This is a genomic window from Flavobacterium soli DSM 19725, from assembly GCF_000422705.1.
Classification (GTDB): domain Bacteria; phylum Bacteroidota; class Bacteroidia; order Flavobacteriales; family Flavobacteriaceae; genus Flavobacterium; species Flavobacterium soli.
On record NZ_AUGO01000003.1, the window covers coordinates 160402 to 177837 of the forward strand.

The following is a 17436-nucleotide window of genomic DNA, read 5'->3' on the forward strand; positions in this document are numbered from 1 at the left end:
TTCAGCATCATAATCTGAACCCTAAATGAAAAAGATACTACTTCTTGTACAATTTTTCTTTTTTCTGACTACTGCTTTTGCTCAGCAAGATCCACAATATACTCAATATATGTATAATATGAGTGTGGTAAATCCGGCTTATGCGACAGGAACAGAATCCATTCTCAATCTAGGAACACTCTACAGGACACAATGGGTTGGTGCTGTTGGAGCTCCAAAAACATTGACGTTTTTTGGTCACATGCCTGTAAATAAAGAAGTAGAACTGGGCCTTTCGATGGTTTCCGATGATATTGGTGATGGTGCAAAAAAAGAAAATAACTTCTTTGCTGATTTTGCTTATGTCTTAGCTTTCAAAAATAACCATAAACTTTCACTCGGATTAAAAGCGGGCTTCACTTCTTTCCAAACCAATTTTAATGGATTTCAATTCGAAAGTGGCGATGCTTCAACTGATTTGGCCTTTTCGGAAAACATCAATATGTTCAAGCCAAACATAGGAATGGGTGCTTATTACTTCACCAATACTTATTATGTAGGATTGTCGGTTCCAAACCTACTTTCCACCAAACACATCGAAGAACGAAACGGCATTAATGCTTTTGGATCGGAAAATCCACATTACTTTTTTACTGGTGGATATGTCTTCAACCTCAACCCTTCGTTTAAATTCAAACCGGCTTTTATGTCGAAATTTGTAAAAGGAGCTCCCGCCACATTTGATATCACAGCGAATATTTTATACAATAATAAAGTTGAATTTGGCCTAGCCTATCGCCTTGACGATGCCGTTAGCGGATTGGTCAACATCAATGTCACACCTGATATTAGAGTGGGTTATGCCTACGATTATACCCTTTCGAACTTAGGCCAATTCAATTCAGGAACACACGAAATTTTCCTTCTTTTCGACTTGAACTTGATGGGAAAAGGATATGACAAATCACCTAGATTCTTTTAAAATGAACACTATGAAAAGAATATTAACCGTCATTATTATCCTGTTTTCTTTGCAATTTACAACAGCTCAAAATCAGGATTTGAAAACTGCCAATCGTTATTTCGACCGAACCTTTTATAGCGAAGCCATTCCGTTATATGAAAGTATTGTACTTGAAAATCGTTCTTTTGAAGTCGTAAAAAATCTTGCCGACAGCTATTATTATACCAATGACTTGAAAAATGCCAAGAAATGGTACCATTATTTAATCCGAACTTTTGGCCAAAATCTCGACGAAGACTATTTTTTCAGATACATTCAAACTTTGAAAGCAGCCGGAGAATATGACGAAGCACATGATTTCAACAAAGAATTCTTAACCAAAAAAAATGACAACTTAGCACTTGAAACATTAGAAAAAGACATTCATAATCTCGAAAATGTTTCGGCAATCGGGAATAGATTTGACATCAAAAATCTTCCCTTCAACTCTAAATTTTCAGAATTTGGGGCGGTACAATACGGCAAAACTTTAGTTTATTCGGGTGTAAATAAGGGTTCAGTGGACAAGATTTACAAATGGAACAATGAACAATATTTGGACCTTTTGATGGTTACAACTGATGCTTCAAAAGAAGCTCTTGTCGTTAATTTTTCTGATGAAATCAACACCAAAATGCATGAAGGAAATGCGGTTTTCACTAAAGATGGGAAAACGATGTATTTTACGCGAAACAATTCCAAGAACGGAAAAAAAATAAAAAACAAGCAGAAAATTTCGACTTTGCAAATCTTTAAAGCTGAATTAGTTGATGGGAAATGGACCAACATCACTTCGCTTCCTTTCAATAGTGATGATTATTCTACGGAACATCCCGCCTTGAGTACGGATGAAAAGACATTGTATTTTGCTTCGGATATGCCAGGAACTCTCGGTTCGTTTGATATTTTTTCGGTCAAAATTAATGATGGTCTGTTTGAAATTCCAAAAAATCTAGGTCCAACAATCAATACTGCCAAAAAAGAACAATTTCCGTTTATTGCTTCGGATGAAAAGCTTTATTTTTCTTCCAACGGACATTTTGGATATGGTTCGCTTGATGTTTTTGTTTCGAAAATTACAAATGAAACCTTTTCCAAACCTGAAAATATTGGCTTGCCTGTAAATTCTGGCTACGACGATTTTGCTTTCAACATCAATGCAGATACCAAAAAAGGTTATTTTTCTTCCAATCGATTAGAAGGAAAAGGTGGCGATGATATTTATGAATTTACCGAAACCAAACCTTTGATTATCGAAGATTGCAAACAATTTATTGTTGGAATCATTACGGATATCGACACAAAATTACCTCTGGAAAATGCTATCGTTATTTTGCAAGATTCAGATAAAAAACAATTGGAAACCATCACAACAAAAGCTGATGGAACGTTTCAATTTACTGTAGGTTGCGAAAAAAATTATACTGTTCTGGCATCGAAGGAAAAATATTCTAATGATTCAAAAACGGTAAAAACCAACAAGGAACGATCAAAAAACAATGATGCTTCGATGGCTTTAAAATCGGATGAGTCGATTAGAAAAGAAGAGCAAATTGCTTTTGAACAAAAAAAATTAGATCTTTTGACTACAGCAAAAAAAGAAAAAGAAGTTGCCGAAACCAAAAAGAAAGAACGGATCGAAAAGCTTCTTGCCGCTGAAAAAGACGTTGTGAAAGACAAGGATCGATTGATTATTAAAACCGAACCTATCTATTTTGATTATGATTTGTGGTACATCCGAAAAGAATCGAAACCTATTTTGAATCGCGTGATCGAAATCATGAAGAAATATCCTGAGATGGTGGTTGAAATTGGTTCACACACGGATGCTAGAGGAAATAACAAGTATAATCTGGATTTGTCCTCCAAGAGAGCGGCTTCGACCCGAACTTATTTTATCGAACAAGGAATTCCAGCCAATAGAATCTTTTCGAAAGGCTATGGCGAAACGGTTCAAATCATAAAATGTGTTCCCGAAGATTCCTGTTCAGAAGAGCAACATGAACTCAACCGAAGAAGTGAATTTGTGATTAAAAATCTATAAAAAAATCCGCTGTGAAAAGCGGATTTCTTGTTTCTTATAAAAGTAAAATTATACTTCCAATACACTATTTTCTGCACCAGCAAAATCATTCCATTTGAAGGCATCTGCTTCTGGCTCGTTTACAAAAGCACCGTCAATTACATACTTGAACTCATATGAAGCATCTTTGTCTAGGTCAAAAACACCTTTAAAAACACCTGATTTTGATTTGCTCAAAGTTCCTTCTTTTGGATCCCAGTTGTTAAAATCACCAATAACTACAGCCGTTGCTGCTTCTTTTGCTTCAACTGAAAAAGTAACTTTACAAACTGGTTTCGACTTTATAAATTGTTTCTTGATTGCCATAACTATTTAATTTTTAATATTATAAGGCAAAGAAAATAAATTCACATGAACAAACAATACCCATGATAAAGATTTAGCATAATGATAATAAGCGAGACAATTTTTATATAATTTCTTAATTTTTAAGCTATTAAATTAGACATCATTAACCCGAAATCGTTTACTTAGCATACAATCTTCAGCAAAATAATTGTTGATTTTTGAAAATAAACTTTATCTTTAAGTGCTAAAATTACCCAAAATGGAAAAAGAACAACAAGAACTTTATGAATATGCACGAAAAAGGATCAAGCAAAAAAAGAGCCTTTATTATCATTTCGTGTTTTTTTTAATTGGCAGTTTATTTATGTTTGTTGCCAATGTATTGCTTAAATTTGGCGAGCCAACCGTATGGTACATTTGGGCAGTTACGGTTTGGTTTTTCCTGATTATCTTACACTTCATAAAAGTCTATATCACAGATCGTTTTATGAATAAAAATTGGGAACGCGAACAAATTGACCGTCTTGTGAGCCGACAAGAAAAAAAACTGCAACAATTACGTTCAAAAATAGACGAAGAAGCATCTAAACAATAAAACCAAAATGACAATAATGATTGCAGCGGCAGCTGAAAATAATGCACTTGGAAAAGACAACGAAATGGTGTGGCACTTGCCAAATGATTTCAAAAGATTCAAGCTATTAACGACGGGACATCATATTATAATGGGACGAAAAACCTTTGAAAGTTTTCCGAAACCCTTGCCTAATAGAACTCATATTATCATTACACGTCAAAGAAATTACCAACCTGAAAACTGCATTGTAGTTTCGAGCATGAAAGAAGCGATAGAAAAAGCGCCAAAAAACGAGGATGTTTTTATCATTGGTGGTGGCGAAATTTATACTTTAGGTTTGCCTTTTGCAGATAAAATTGAACTTACAAGGGTTCATGCTGAATTTGAAGCCGACGCCTTTTTTCCTGAACTAAATGCCGATGAATGGCAATTGGAAAAAGAAGAATTTCACCCAAAAGATGAAAAGCACAATTTTGATTTTACTTTTCAAACATTTGTTCGAAAATAAATTTAAACTTTTCAAATTTTCAAATTGGGTAATTAGCCTTACCTTTGCTCAAATTTTAAAAAAATGTCCAAAAGCGTTACTCCCTACAAAGATTCTGATTTAGGAAAAAAAGAGCAAGTTGCTCAAATGTTTGACACTATTTCTGGCAATTATGACGGTTTAAATAGAGTCATTTCTTTTGGCATTGATGTAAAGTGGCGTAAAAAAGTATTGAAAATGGTTTCGGATAAAAATCCCGAAATGATTCTCGATATTGCAACCGGAACAGGAGATTTGGCGATTTTGATGACTGAAACCAAAGCAAAAAAAATAATTGGTCTTGATATTTCGGCAGGAATGCTCGAAGTGGGGAGAAAAAAAATTTCTCACAAAAAATTATCTGATAGGATCGAAATGGTTTTGGGAGATTCTGAAAACATTCCTTATGACGACAATACTTTCGATGCCATCACGGTAGCTTTTGGAGTTCGGAATTTTGAAACATTAGAAAAAGGTCTAGCCGAAATCCTAAGGGTTTTGAAACCAAATGGTATTTTTGTCATTCTGGAAACATCTGTTCCTGTAAAAACACCTTATAAACAAGGCTATAAATTGTACTCAAAATATATACTTCCCTTGATTGGGAAACTATTTTCAAAGGACAATTCGGCCTATCAATATTTATCAGATTCGGCTTCGGTATTTCCTTATGGCGAAGTGTTAAACAATATTTTGCGTAAAATTGGGTTTATAGAGGTTAAAGCACTTCCGCAAACATTTGGAGTCGCCACTATTTATTCAGCTTCTAAAAAATAATATGAAAAGAATTGTATTGCTTTTTTTAATTGTATCCTCCTTTAATTGTACTGCACAATTATTTGGTAAAAACCCAATTATAAACCTTGAAAACTTTGACAAACAAAGGGTTTCATGGGGATATTATCTCGGACTAAATTATTATGATTTTAAATTCGAATACGAAGGAATCGGGAAAGATATCTTGGTAGAGAGCACTGTTGGATTCAATGTCGGTTTGATTGGAAATCTTCGACTAAACAATTATTTTGATGTTCGTTTTGAACCGGGTTTGAGTTTTAACCAAAGAAATTTGACGTTCCCTGATTTTGCAGTTCCAGAAGAAGGATTGAGAGAAGTGAAGTCTACTTATATTCACTTTCCGCTTCTAGTTAAATTTTCATCTGAAAGAACCGGAAACATTAAGCCTTTTTTGATTGGTGGTATTTCTACTGCCTTGAATTTATCTAGCAATGCCAATTCTAAAGAAGACAACTCCAATAATGTTTTCAGGATGGCAAAATGGACAAACTTTTATGAAGTAGGCCTTGGAGTTGATTTGTATTTAGAATACTTTAAATTCACACCTTCGTTGAGAGGAGTTTTCAGTTTCAACGATGAATTGATTCGTGATAACGACCCAAACAGTCCTTGGACAGGAAATGTGGGAACGATGAAAACCAGAGGCGTTTTCTTGAATTTTACGTTTCAGTAAATCAATTATTTCTACAAAACTCGCTTAGAATTATTGCAGTTGCAGTAGCCACATTCAAACTTTCGGTTTGTTGCAAGTCGCCAAATCTTGGAATCGTTAATCGGTTTTTAGCAAATGCTTCAATTTTTGGAGAAATCCCATTGGCTTCATTTCCCATCACTATTATTCCTTCTTTTGGAAGAGTCGTTTTATAGATGTTTTGGCCTTCCATAAAAGTTCCGAAAACGGGAAGACTTGTGGATTTTATATACGCTTCCAAATCTAAATAGGTAACATTTACTCTTGCAATAGAACCCATTGTCGCTTGAACTACTTTTGGGTTGTAAATATCAACCGTTTGTCCTGAACAAATAACCTGCTCAATTCCGAACCAGTCACAAAGTCGCAGGATTGTGCCAAGGTTTCCAGGATCACGAATATCATCTAAAGCGATGATCAAACCGCTTTCGTTTATGGTTTTTGAAGCAGGGATTTTAAAAACTCCCAAACAGTTATTTGGCACAGTTAATGCACTGATTTTTTTTAAATCGGTTTCCCCAATTAAATTAAATTTTTCTTTTGGAATTGCTGGAAAAAGTGGTTCGGTGGCAAAGACATTTTCCAATTCAAAGTTAGAATTGAGCAGTTCATTGATCACTTTCACGCCTTCGGCAATAAATAAATTATTCGCTTGACGATACTTTTTTTGATGTAAACTGGTTATTAGCTTTATTTGGTTTTTACTAACCATAGAAATAATGTACTTTTGAATCAAATTTCCGAATCACTTGAGAAAGACTGTTGCAAAAATATCACTATTTATTCTAATAGGAATAATAATTTCGGCATGTGATGCTGTGAAGAGAGTTCCCGAGGGAAAATACCTTCTCAAAAAAAACAATATTACCGTTGATGGTGAAAAAGAAAAGAGCGAAGAAATTTCAAACTTGTTGTATCAGCAACCAAATAGTACCATCCTTGGCTATCCTTTCCGATTGAATTTGCACAATATTGCCAAGAAAAATCCCGATTCTTCTTATAAAGCCACTTATCTGAATGATCCAGAAAAACTGGAACGTCAAAGCAAAATTTTTTCGGCAAAACAAGTACAGCGAAGAGGAAAATCCTTCTTTTATTCTGGCATTCACAAATTTATGAAGAAAACGGGCGAAGCTCCCGTGATTATTGATTCGCTTCGAGCTGATAAATCGCTGTTGCGAATCAAATCCCACTACTTCAATAATGGTTATTTTAATGCAAAAGCCACTTATACTGTTGATAGTATCGCAAAAAAGAAAGGTCGCGTAAATTATATCATTACCAAAGGTGATCTTCATACAATAGATTCCCTAACTACGCAAATTGCATCCCCTGACTTGGATTCTTTATACGAAAAAAATAAAAAATTATCCAATTTGAAAACGGGTGATGTTTTTAAATCACAGAATTTTGATCTGGAAAGAGATCGAATCACGACGAATTTTAGGAATAATGGAGCTTTTTATTTCCAGCAAAGTAATATCACTTTTGATATTGACACAGTTGATACTGGTGATAAAACCAATGTAAAGATGGTCATCAACGACCAAGTTTTGAGAGAGGGTGATTCTACTATTGTTAGACCTTTTAAATTGTATACTGTTAGCCAGGTAAATATTTACACTGATGCTCCTTTAAATAAATCGGCAGCAAAAGTGACGGATTCGGTTACTTATAAAGGTTTTAACTTGTACAGCTATAAAAAATTAAAATACCGACCGAAAGCCATAACCGATGCAATTTTCATTGTACCAAATGCAAAATATTCCGACATCCGAACCAGTGTTACAAGTAGGTATTTGAGTAATTTGAAAGTTTTTAATTCGCCTGCCATTCAATATAAATTAGATCCGAATGACAGCTTGAACAATTCACTTATAGCTAATATTTATCTGACACCTAGAAAAAAATATAGTTTTGGAGCCTCTCTGGATTTTACACATTCCAACATTCAGGATTTTGGTATTTCGGCTACAACTTCTGTAACGATTCGGAATGTTTTTAATGGTGCCGAAACGCTTGATGTAGCCTTGAGGGGAAACATTGGTTCATCCAGAGATTTTGCAAACCCTAACAATCTATTCTTTAATGTTTCGGAATATGGTCTCGATACCAAGCTGAGTTTCCCTAGAATACTGATGCCTTTTAACACTGAAAAATTGATTCCGAAAAGCACGATTCCTTCTACCAGTATTTCCTTTGGTTTTGCAAAACAACAGAATATTGGTCTGGACAAAGAAAATTTCACGGGTGCCATGACCTATAACTGGAGTCCGAGGAAAGGAACAATTCGTCATGAAAACAGGTTTGACCTTTTTAATGTGCAATATGTAAACAATATTAATGTGGGAAACTATTTCAATGTGTATAAATCTTCCTATAATGCATTGAACGATTTGGCCCAAATCTACAATACAAATCCAGCGAACGTATATGAGAATGGCAAATTGAAAATTCCCGATGGAGCCGATCAATTTATAGCCGATGTTTTAAACAATAATACAGATTTGAATCCAGGAGATCCTGAATATAAAACGGTAAATACTATTCGAGAGCGAAAAAACAGGCTCTCTGAAAATAATTTTATTTTAGCGTCAAGCTATACTTTTTCTAAAACGACTAAAACTAATTTAACGGACAATACTTTTTATGTTTTTAAAACCAAAGTAGAGTCGGCTGGAAATGTATTATCTCTTTTTGGTCAGGCAGCTGAAACGATTGATGGTCAAAACAACCCTAAAACAATTTTTGGTCTTGAATATTCACAATATGTCAAAACCGAATTTGAGTATGTGAAACATTGGGACTTGAAGAACGAAAAAGTTTTTGCGATAAGAACCTTTTTCGGGATTGCGATACCCTATGGAAATTCTACCAATATACCTTTTTCCCGAAGTTATTTTGCAGGAGGATCAAATGATATGAGAGCTTGGCAACCTTATAGCTTAGGCCCGGGAAGTAGCGGAGCTATTAACGATTTCAATGAGGCGAACATGAAGCTCACAACAAGTGCCGAATTGCGTTTCAAGATTATCAACAGCCTGAAAGGAGCTCTTTTTGTTGATGCGGGAAACATTTGGAACGTGCTTGACGATGTAGAAGACGAACCTTCTGTTTTTGAAGCAGTCAGTTCTTTGGAAGACATCGCCGTTGGTTCCGGTTTTGGTTTCAGATATGATTTGAGCTTCTTTGTCATCAGGCTTGACCTTGCCTTTAAAACCTACATCCCATCTGCTGATTCTACAAAAAAATGGTTCAGAGATTACAACTTTGGCAACTCTGTTTTAAATATTGGTATAAATTACCCTTTCTAAAAGTATAATTATTATTTTTGTATCCCTATCGCGAAGCATCGGGACAGAATTAACTTAAAAATAAAAACACATGGCTCACAATATTAAACCTGGAGTTGCAACTGGCGATCAAGTACAGGAAATTTTCAGATATGCGAAAGAAAAAGGATTTGCTCTTCCGGCAGTAAATGTAACAGGATCTAGCACTATCAATGGTGTTTTAGAAACTGCTGCAAAATTGAATGCTCCAGTTATCATTCAGTTTTCGAATGGTGGTGCACAGTTTAATGCAGGAAAAGGACTTTCTAATGCTGGTGAAAAATCGGCTATTGCTGGTGGTATTGCTGGTGCAAAACACATTCATACTTTGGCGGAAGCCTATGGAGCAACCGTAATCCTTCACACAGACCATTGTGCAAAAAAATTATTACCTTGGATTGATGGATTGCTTGATGCTTCTGAAAAACACTTTGCCGAAACAGGAAAACCATTGTTCTCTTCGCACATGATTGACCTTTCTGAAGAGCCAATTGAAGAAAATATCGAAATCTGCAAGACCTATTTAGAAAGAATGAGCAAGATGGGAATGACACTTGAAATCGAACTTGGAATTACAGGTGGTGAGGAAGATGGTGTTGACAACTCAGATGTTGACAGCTCAAAATTATATACACAACCAGAAGAAGTGGCTTATGCTTACGAAGAGCTTTCAAAAGTGAGTCCTCGTTTTACCATTGCTGCTGCTTTTGGAAATGTTCACGGGGTTTACAAACCAGGAAACGTGAAATTGACACCAAAAATCCTTAAGAATTCACAAGATTATGTTCAACAAAAATTCAATACTGAGCATAACCCTGTGGATTTTGTTTTTCATGGTGGTTCAGGTTCTACTTTGGAAGAAATCAGAGAAGGAATTAGCTATGGTGTAATCAAAATGAATATTGATACGGATTTGCAATTTGCCTTTACGGAAGGAATTCGTGATTATATGACCAAGAATATTGAGTACTTGAAAACTCAAATTGGAAGTCCAGACGGACCAGAATCTCCAAACAAGAAACATTATGACCCAAGAAAATGGGTTCGTGAAGGAGAGGTTACTTTCAATACTAGATTAGAACAAGCATTTGCTGACTTGAATAACGTAAACACACTTTAATTTTAGACTTTAGAGTTTAGATTTTAGATTGCTTTGCGTTATCTGAAATCTAAACTCTGAAATCCTAAATCTAAAATAGAAACTATGGCTTGGTTTAAAAGAACAGAAAAAGGAATTACAACCGCAACAGAGGATAAAAAAGATGTTCCTAAAGGTTTATGGTATAAATCTCCAACGGGAAAAATCATTGATGCAGATGAGTTGGCTCGAAATCTATATGTGAGTCCAGAGGACGATTTTCACGTTAGGATTGGTAGCAAGGAATATTTCGATATTTTGTTTGACAATAATGAATTCAAGGAATTGGATGCAAAAATGACGGCAAAAGATCCGTTGCATTTTGTGGATACAAAAAAATATTCTGACCGATTGAAAGATGCTCAGGAAAAAACCAAATTGAAAGATGCGGTTCGAACAGGTGTTGGATTATCAAAAGGTAAAGAAGTGGTGATTTGCTGTATGGATTTTGCCTTTATTGGTGGATCTATGGGAGCTGTTGTAGGTGAAAAGATTGCACGTGGTATTGATTATTCGATTAAGAATAGAGTGCCGTTTGTGATGATTTCCAAATCGGGTGGTGCAAGGATGATGGAGGCTGCATTTTCATTGATGCAATTGGCTAAAACTTCTGCAAAATTAGCACAGTTGGCCGAGGCTAAAATTCCTTACATTTCTTTATGTACAGATCCTACTACAGGTGGAACTACAGCTTCTTATGCAATGCTTGGCGATATCAACATCGCTGAACCAGGTGCTTTAATTGGCTTTGCCGGACCACGTGTGGTGAAAGATACTACTGGAAAAGATTTGCCGGAAGGCTTTCAAACCTCAGAGTTTTTGCTAGAACATGGTTTCCTGGATTTTATTACTCCTAGAAAAGAATTGAAAGACAAGATTAATTTGTTTATTGACTTGATCGAAAACAACGAAATTAGATAATTAGAATCCCGATGCAAGTCGGGATTTTTTTTTGGATTCTGTTTAATGAGAGGATTAATTTTGATGTGTTTTTAAAATCTTATATCATTTAAAATTAGTAACTTAGACTGAATTTTAAATCTTATTATGATGGAAACAATCAAAATAAAAAAACTAAACAAATGGGCCAATGCCCACTCCTATTATCCTATAGATATCTTGAGAATTGCTTTAGGGGTTTTCTTGTTTCTAAAAGGGGTATCTTTTGTAAGCAACAGTGAGGAATTGATCGACCTTATGTCGCCCCTGAGTAATTTCATGGGAGGAATGTTTGTGTTTCATTATGTTGCAGCTGCTCATATCATGGGCGGAATTATGATTGGTTTTGGCTTGCTTACCAGATGGGCCATTTGGGCACAATTGCCGATTATTATTGGCGCGGTTGTCATCAATTTTGTTGGTGACTTGGTAGTATCGAATCTGCTGACGTCCTTAGTAGTATTGGTGCTATGTATAGGTTTCTTGATTTTTGGTGGAGGGAAACACTCTGCTGATTATTATTTTAAAATGGAGAAATAAATTATTTAAGTATCAATTATTATAAATAGAATCCTGAGAAGTACTCAGGATTTTTTTTGCTTAAAGGAATATTATAATGGTATTATTATTTTGACGATTCTTTTTATACTTTTATAGAAATCATTTTTTATGCAAAAAAGATATTGTTTTTTATTTTTTGGTTTTCTACTTCTTTTGAATTGTACAAAAAAGGAAAAAATAAAGCATGAGGTTTATATTATTTCGAAAGCTGAAAGTGATTATAAAAAAATGCTTAAAGAATCGAAAAATCAAACAACTCCACCACCTCCTCCAAGAGGCACTTTTGCATATGGCTCTAACAATTTTATTATTGACAAAGACACTAATTTATTTTATTTCCAGCAACCTTCCTTTTTTATTTGTGGAACAGGTGCAGAAAATGACACTGTACCGAGGCTTATGGAATTTAAAAAAGAAGATTTTATACAGATTCCAAGAAATTCTATTCGAGAGTTTGTACTATTAAATCTTAAAGATAGTGAAAGACATTTTACTCATATCGCTTCGCAAATTGACACTTTAAACTTTGATTTGTTCTTTGATTTGATACATGCAGTGAATAAACCAAAAATTCAAAAAGATAGGGATAGTTTTATTATAAGGAGAACCACACAGGAAGAAGACTCCATAATTGGATATAAAAAAAGTGGCAAAAGTTACTATTATAGCAATATAAAATGGGATACTACTCGAATTGATACTGTTCATTATAAATTTATTGAACGTGATTAATATAAAATTCAACCTCAAAACCTACCATCTCTTTTTTGTAGTTGCATTGCTATACTTGCTAATTTGTATCAAAAATCTTTATGAAGACACCAGTTTCGACATTAATTTGCACGATACTTATTATGTTATTCCATCGTTTTATTTAACTTTTGTAGTTTTTATATTTTATTTTTTTCAAGGATTTGTTTATTGGATTTTGCAAAAAATGATGAGAAAGAAATTAGTTAGATGGTTAACCATTCTTCATTCTTTTATTTTGATTGGAAGTTTTGCCTACTATTGGTTACTTATTGGTTATTACAAGTATTTGGCTGAAAACTCTAATCCTTTGTTGTATGATTCTTATCAAACGATCAATATCACTTTGACAATTTTGACTTTGCTTATATTCTTAATTGCAGTTCCTGCTTTCATTATCAATTTGATTATCGGCATTTTTAGAAAAGCTAATTGTTAATTTACACCTAACAGGTTTTGTCCCGAAACTTAGGGACTGTTAGGATCTTGCAAACGTTTTTTCTGATGTTCCCCAAACTCAATTCACTTTCCCCCTAGCCCCGACTTAAGGGAAAATCCTTTTTGTTTTTTTCTTTAAAAAACAAAAAGATTTGGAAAGAAGGCGGGAAAATGCCCCGAAGCTTCGGGACAAAAACGCCCTAACGATTCGCTCCTAAAAAAAAGCACTTTCGCTCGAAAACTATTGTGCTATTCCTTTGAATGTTAAATGTAGTTGCACTACTTTTGCACCTTTAAAAACTACAACACAATGAGCACAACTAAAACGATCAAATCTGCATTAATTTCGGTCTTCTCAAAGGACGGATTGGAACCAATTGTTAGAAAACTACACGAACAGAATGTCACTTTTTATTCGACCGGAGGAACAGAGGATTTCATCAAAAACCTTGGTATTCCTGTGGTTCCTGTTGAAGATGTAACTTCGTATCCGTCTATTCTTGGTGGAAGAGTAAAGACGTTGCACCCGAAAATTTTTGGTGGTATCCTTAACCGTCAAGATCATGAAGGTGATGTGCAGCAAATGGAGGAATACAACATTCCGCAGATCGATTTGGTGATTGTGGATTTGTATCCTTTTGAAAAAACGGTGGCTTCGGGAGCGAGTGAAGCGGATATTATTGAGAAAATTGATATTGGTGGGATTTCGTTGATTCGTGCTGCTGCAAAGAATTTCAAGGATACGGTTATTGTGGCTTCTGTTGACCAATACAGCGCTTTGCTTGATTTGATTACGGAGCAAAATGGAGCTACAACTTTGGAGAACAGAAAATTGTTTGCCACTAAAGCATTCCACGTTTCGTCTCATTATGATACTGCGATTTTTAATTATTTCAATACAGACGATACTATCTTCAAACAGAGCATCGCTGACGGACAAGTGTTGCGTTATGGAGAAAATCCGCACCAAAAAGGATTTTTCTTTGGTGATTTTGACGCAATGTTTACCAAACTTCACGGAAAAGAATTATCATACAACAACTTGCTTGACGTTGATGCTGCCGTGAATTTGATCTTGGAATTCAAGAATGAAGATCCAACTTTTGCCATCTTGAAACACAATAACGCTTGTGGTTTGGCTACAAGAAGCACGATGAGGGATGCTTATTTAACGGCTTTGGCTGGCGATCCTACTTCTGCTTTTGGAGGTGTCTTGATTGCAAACGGAAACATTGACGAAGCTACGGCTTTGGAAATCAACAAGCTTTTCTGTGAAGTAGTGATTGCTCCAAGCTATGACGAAAAAGCGATTGCAATTTTGGAAGAAAAGAAAAACAGAATCATCTTGGTTCAGAATGAGGTTGAATTGCCAAACCGACAAGTGAGAACTTGCTTGAACGGAATTTTGGTTCAAGATAAAAACAACATCACGGACAATAAAGAGCATTTAAAGACCGTTACAAACACTACACCTTCTGAACAAGAGATAGAAGATTTGATTTTTGCATCGAAAGTTTGCAAGAACACAAAATCGAACACGATTGTCTTCGCAAAAAACAAAACTTTGATTGCTTCTGGAACTGGACAAACGTCAAGAGTAGATGCCTTGAAACAAGCTGTTGAAAAAGCAGAAAATTTTGGCTTCAGCCTTAAAGGTGCTGTCATGGCAAGTGATGCTTTTTTCCCTTTCCCGGATTGTGTAGAATTGGCTCACAATGCAGGAATAACGGCAGTAATTCAGCCAGGTGGTTCGATAAAAGATGAATTGAGTATTAATTTTTGCAACGAAAATAAAGTTGCAATGGTATTTACAGGAACACGTCATTTCAAACATTAATTTGTTTAACTTTGCACGTTGATTTTATAATAATTTAAACCCTTAACAAACGTATGGGATTTTTTGATTTCATGACCGAGGATATTGCGATTGACCTTGGTACCGCAAACACACTGATCATTCACAACGACAAGGTTGTAATTGATAGTCCATCTATAGTAGCTCGCGACAGAATATCGGGCAAAATCATTGCCGTTGGGAAGGAAGCGAACTTGATGCAAGGTAAAACACATGAAAATATAAAGACCATCCGTCCGTTGAAAGACGGTGTTATTGCTGATTTTGATGCTTCGGAAAAAATGATCAGCATGTTCATCAAAAGCATTCCTGCTTTAAAGAAAAGACTTTTTACTCCTGCCTTGAGAATGGTGGTTTGTATTCCGTCTGGAATTACAGAGGTGGAAATGAGAGCCGTTAAGGAATCTTGCGAAAGAGTAAACGGAAAAGAAGTTTATTTGATTCACGAACCAATGGCTGCGGCAATTGGTATTGGTGTTGACATCATGCAACCTAAAGGAAACATGATTGTAGATATTGGTGGTGGAACAACTGAAATTGCCGTTATCGCTTTGGGCGGAATTGTTTGCGACAAATCGGTGAAGATTGCCGGTGACGTTTTCACGAACGACATCGTTTATTATATGAGAACACAGCACAACTTGTTTGTTGGAGAAAGTACGGCTGAAAAAATCAAAATTGAAATTGGTGCTGCTATCGAAGATCTTGAAACTCCACCAGACGACATGTCAGTTCAAGGACGAGATTTATTGACAGGAAAACCAAAACAAGTTGAAGTTTCCTATAGAGAAATTGCAAAAGCCTTGGACAAATCAATTCAAAGGATTGAGGATGCGGTAATGGAAACGCTATCTCAAACACCACCAGAATTAGCAGCCGATATCTACAACACGGGAATTTATCTTGCAGGTGGAGGATCAATGTTGAGAGGTTTGGACAAGAGAATTTCTCAAAAAACAGATTTACCGGTTTACATTGCCGAAGATCCTTTAAGAGCGGTAGTTCGTGGAACTGGAATGGCGTTGAAGAATTTAACGAAGTTTAGAAGCATTCTGATCAAATAAAATTTCAAGTTTCTCAATCTATCATCATCAATCTATATACAAACCATTTATGAAACTAATAAAAGTAAAACTTAAATCAATTTACTTACTTGCATTTACATTAATTTTATTGACCGGATGCCAAAACGAACATGATTTGCATCAGCATGAAGATAGCATCATCAAAAAAGTTTCAGTTGACGAAATTCCAGAAATTAAAAATTTTATTGATTCTCAAAGATCATTAATGGGTCGTAATAGCGACATGAGTATTCTTGACAGCATTAGTTCTGCCGATGTTATAGTAATTGAAGAAGAAAGTGGCTTGAAATCCTACACTTTTGCACTGACCATAGTTGAACCTTCAACGAGAATGACCAATTTGGTTATAAGAGAAACTATAGAAGGTCTTGACTATTTTACCGTAACCTATGAGTCTGAAAATTTAGACACTTGGAAATATGAATTAGAAAATAACCAAGAACCAACAGTTGAAGTAGAAATAACCAAAAACAATGTTTCCAATTACAGCTCACGAGAGGCATATTGCGAAGTTGCAGTTACAAGCTATACTTGCCCCTCTGGTCAACATAGCGGTGCACTCCAAGGAGATTGTGTCTACTCGCATGCTTACTGGAGTTATAAAGTTACTTTTATGTCAGTTCCTTGCGATAATGATGGAGGTGGAAATACTGGAGGAGGCTCAACGGGAACCACAAGTCCTAATACAGGAAATACTCCCACTCCAAATGAAAAAGAATTTGCAAAAATAAAGAACGTACTAAACTCAAAAAATAGATTTGATCCTACAAAAACCTATAAAGATGAGATAGTCGATTTAGCCAATACAGTTAATGATGTTGCCAATGAAAACGGACGCTATTTAACAGACACTAATTTGGTAGGCACCTCTATCCCAAATTTTACAGTTAATTTTTTGTTTACTATTAATTACAAATCCATTAGCCATACTCATAATGCTGACCCTGCTGGTAAATACTCGATTTTTTCTTTTGAAGATTTAAAAGTATTTTCAGAATTATTACATAAAGGAAAAATCAACGGTGATTTTGTGGCCACATTAAGCACCTCAAAGGGAACTCACTATGCCTTAACTATTTCCGATGTTGATAAATTTAAAGCTTTTTTCTATGCTCAAAATAATGATGCTACAGGTAGTAACTCTGATCAATGGAAGAATAATTATTTTAAGATGGATGGGATGGCAGAAAAATATTATAACAATAAAACTGCTCCTTTAATAAGCCAAACCGATACAAACAATGAGAATGTCTTAAAAAAGTTTTTAGAAATGATTACTGAAGCTGATATGGGAATTGCACTTTTTGAAGCTAATGCCAATTTCACTACCTTTACAAGAGTAACAACAGGCACATATGGAACAATATTAAGAGAATCTTTTAACTTATAAACC

At 35.2% G+C, this 17436-nt stretch carries 17 protein-coding genes; 15 read left to right on the forward strand and 2 right to left on the reverse strand.

Features of this window, described 5'->3' with window-relative positions:
- Positions 1–25 precede the first annotated feature (25 nt).
- Positions 26–961 (forward strand): PorP/SprF family type IX secretion system membrane protein, encoded by a 936-nt coding sequence (locus G508_RS0106165; protein WP_026704495.1) that lies wholly within the window; start codon positions 26–28, stop codon positions 959–961.
- Between the two features lie 10 nt (positions 962–971).
- Positions 972–3026 carry an OmpA family protein gene (locus G508_RS0106170; protein WP_026704496.1) on the forward strand — a complete coding sequence of 685 codons (2055 nt, stop codon included), beginning with the start codon at positions 972–974 and terminating at the stop codon, positions 3024–3026.
- 48 nt (positions 3027–3074) lie between these two features.
- On the opposite strand, the gene G508_RS0106175 is transcribed toward G508_RS0106170, so the two are convergent.
- Complete coding sequence (locus G508_RS0106175; RefSeq protein ID WP_026704497.1) at positions 3075–3371, reverse strand: isoamylase early set domain-containing protein; 297 nt, start codon at positions 3369–3371, stop codon at positions 3075–3077.
- A 241-nt stretch (positions 3372–3612) separates the two neighbouring features.
- On the opposite strand from G508_RS0106175, the gene G508_RS0106180 reads away from it, so the two are divergent.
- The 4 genes from G508_RS0106180 to porT all read left to right on the forward strand — a co-directional run bounded on the left by G508_RS0106180 (position 3613) and on the right by porT (position 5927).
- Complete coding sequence (locus G508_RS0106180; RefSeq protein ID WP_026704498.1) at positions 3613–3948, forward strand: 2TM domain-containing protein; 336 nt, start codon at positions 3613–3615, stop codon at positions 3946–3948.
- A gap of 7 nt (positions 3949–3955) precedes the next feature.
- Complete coding sequence (locus tag G508_RS0106185; protein ID WP_026704499.1) at positions 3956–4438, forward strand: dihydrofolate reductase; 483 nt, start codon at positions 3956–3958, stop codon at positions 4436–4438.
- A 63-nt stretch (positions 4439–4501) separates the two neighbouring features.
- On the forward strand, positions 4502–5233 hold the full coding sequence (gene ubiE, locus G508_RS0106190) for a bifunctional demethylmenaquinone methyltransferase/2-methoxy-6-polyprenyl-1,4-benzoquinol methylase UbiE (RefSeq protein WP_026704500.1): 732 nt from the start codon (positions 4502–4504) through the stop codon (positions 5231–5233).
- A 1-nt stretch (position 5234) separates the two neighbouring features.
- Positions 5235–5927, forward strand: a complete 693-nt coding sequence (porT, locus tag G508_RS0106195; RefSeq protein ID WP_026704501.1) for a type IX secretion/gliding motility protein PorT/SprT — start codon at positions 5235–5237, stop codon at positions 5925–5927.
- Position 5928: 1 nt separating this feature from the next.
- Here the strand turns inward: porT and G508_RS0106200 are convergent, their stop codons facing one another.
- On the reverse strand, positions 5929–6657 hold the full coding sequence (locus tag G508_RS0106200; protein WP_026704502.1) for a TrmH family RNA methyltransferase: 729 nt from the start codon (positions 6655–6657) through the stop codon (positions 5929–5931).
- Between the two features lie 37 nt (positions 6658–6694).
- On the opposite strand from G508_RS0106200, the gene tamL reads away from it, so the two are divergent.
- From tamL to G508_RS0106245, 9 genes are all read left to right on the forward strand, one after another.
- Complete coding sequence (gene tamL / locus G508_RS0106205; protein WP_026704503.1) at positions 6695–9259, forward strand: translocation and assembly module lipoprotein TamL; 2565 nt, start codon at positions 6695–6697, stop codon at positions 9257–9259.
- A 70-nt stretch (positions 9260–9329) separates the two neighbouring features.
- The gene (gene fbaA, locus G508_RS0106210; protein WP_026704504.1) at positions 9330–10397 is read left to right on the forward strand and encodes a class II fructose-bisphosphate aldolase; all 1068 of its coding nucleotides are present in this window, start codon (positions 9330–9332) and stop codon (positions 10395–10397) included.
- Positions 10398–10481: 84 nt separating this feature from the next.
- Positions 10482–11336 carry an acetyl-CoA carboxylase, carboxyltransferase subunit beta gene (gene accD / locus G508_RS0106215; protein WP_026704505.1) on the forward strand — a complete coding sequence of 285 codons (855 nt, stop codon included), beginning with the start codon at positions 10482–10484 and terminating at the stop codon, positions 11334–11336.
- Positions 11337–11465: 129 nt separating this feature from the next.
- Positions 11466–11894 (forward strand): DoxX family protein, encoded by a 429-nt coding sequence (locus G508_RS0106220; RefSeq protein WP_026704506.1) that lies wholly within the window; start codon positions 11466–11468, stop codon positions 11892–11894.
- Positions 11895–12023: 129 nt separating this feature from the next.
- Positions 12024–12647, forward strand: a complete 624-nt coding sequence (locus G508_RS0106225) for a hypothetical protein (RefSeq protein WP_026704507.1) — start codon at positions 12024–12026, stop codon at positions 12645–12647.
- On the forward strand, positions 12640–13104 hold the full coding sequence (locus G508_RS0106230; protein ID WP_157485888.1) for a hypothetical protein: 465 nt from the start codon (positions 12640–12642) through the stop codon (positions 13102–13104). The genes G508_RS0106225 and G508_RS0106230 overlap by 8 nt, the downstream gene beginning before the upstream one ends.
- Before the next feature lie 309 nt (positions 13105–13413).
- Positions 13414–14940 carry a bifunctional phosphoribosylaminoimidazolecarboxamide formyltransferase/IMP cyclohydrolase gene (gene purH, locus G508_RS0106235; RefSeq protein ID WP_026704509.1) on the forward strand — a complete coding sequence of 509 codons (1527 nt, stop codon included), beginning with the start codon at positions 13414–13416 and terminating at the stop codon, positions 14938–14940.
- Positions 14941–14993: 53 nt separating this feature from the next.
- The gene (locus G508_RS0106240) at positions 14994–16022 is read left to right on the forward strand and encodes a rod shape-determining protein (protein ID WP_026704510.1); all 1029 of its coding nucleotides are present in this window, start codon (positions 14994–14996) and stop codon (positions 16020–16022) included.
- A 49-nt stretch (positions 16023–16071) separates the two neighbouring features.
- Entirely contained in the window at positions 16072–17433 is a 1362-nt protein-coding gene (locus G508_RS0106245) for a hypothetical protein (protein ID WP_026704511.1), read from the forward strand.
- Positions 17434–17436 lie beyond the last annotated feature (3 nt).

Bases quoted from the DNA above. Each gene is read 5' to 3' on its own strand.
- G508_RS0106165 (WP_026704495.1), top strand. From the start codon at position 26: ATGAAAAAGATACTACTTCTTGTACAATTTTTCTTTTTTCTGACTACT.
- G508_RS0106170 (WP_026704496.1), top strand. From the start codon at position 972: ATGAAAAGAATATTAACCGTCATTATTATCCTGTTTTCTTTGCAATTT.
- G508_RS0106175 (WP_026704497.1), bottom strand. From the start codon at position 3,371: ATGGCAATCAAGAAACAATTTATAAAGTCGAAACCAGTTTGTAAAGTT.
- G508_RS0106180 (WP_026704498.1), top strand. From the start codon at position 3,613: ATGGAAAAAGAACAACAAGAACTTTATGAATATGCACGAAAAAGGATC.
- G508_RS0106185 (WP_026704499.1), top strand. From the start codon at position 3,956: ATGACAATAATGATTGCAGCGGCAGCTGAAAATAATGCACTTGGAAAA.
- ubiE (WP_026704500.1), top strand. From the start codon at position 4,502: ATGTCCAAAAGCGTTACTCCCTACAAAGATTCTGATTTAGGAAAAAAA.
- porT (WP_026704501.1), top strand. From the start codon at position 5,235: ATGAAAAGAATTGTATTGCTTTTTTTAATTGTATCCTCCTTTAATTGT.
- G508_RS0106200 (WP_026704502.1), bottom strand. From the start codon at position 6,657: ATGGTTAGTAAAAACCAAATAAAGCTAATAACCAGTTTACATCAAAAA.
- fbaA (WP_026704504.1), top strand. From the start codon at position 9,330: ATGGCTCACAATATTAAACCTGGAGTTGCAACTGGCGATCAAGTACAG.
- accD (WP_026704505.1), top strand. From the start codon at position 10,482: ATGGCTTGGTTTAAAAGAACAGAAAAAGGAATTACAACCGCAACAGAG.
- G508_RS0106220 (WP_026704506.1), top strand. From the start codon at position 11,466: ATGGAAACAATCAAAATAAAAAAACTAAACAAATGGGCCAATGCCCAC.
- G508_RS0106225 (WP_026704507.1), top strand. From the start codon at position 12,024: ATGCAAAAAAGATATTGTTTTTTATTTTTTGGTTTTCTACTTCTTTTG.
- purH (WP_026704509.1), top strand. From the start codon at position 13,414: ATGAGCACAACTAAAACGATCAAATCTGCATTAATTTCGGTCTTCTCA.
- G508_RS0106240 (WP_026704510.1), top strand. From the start codon at position 14,994: ATGGGATTTTTTGATTTCATGACCGAGGATATTGCGATTGACCTTGGT.
- G508_RS0106245 (WP_026704511.1), top strand. From the start codon at position 16,072: ATGAAACTAATAAAAGTAAAACTTAAATCAATTTACTTACTTGCATTT.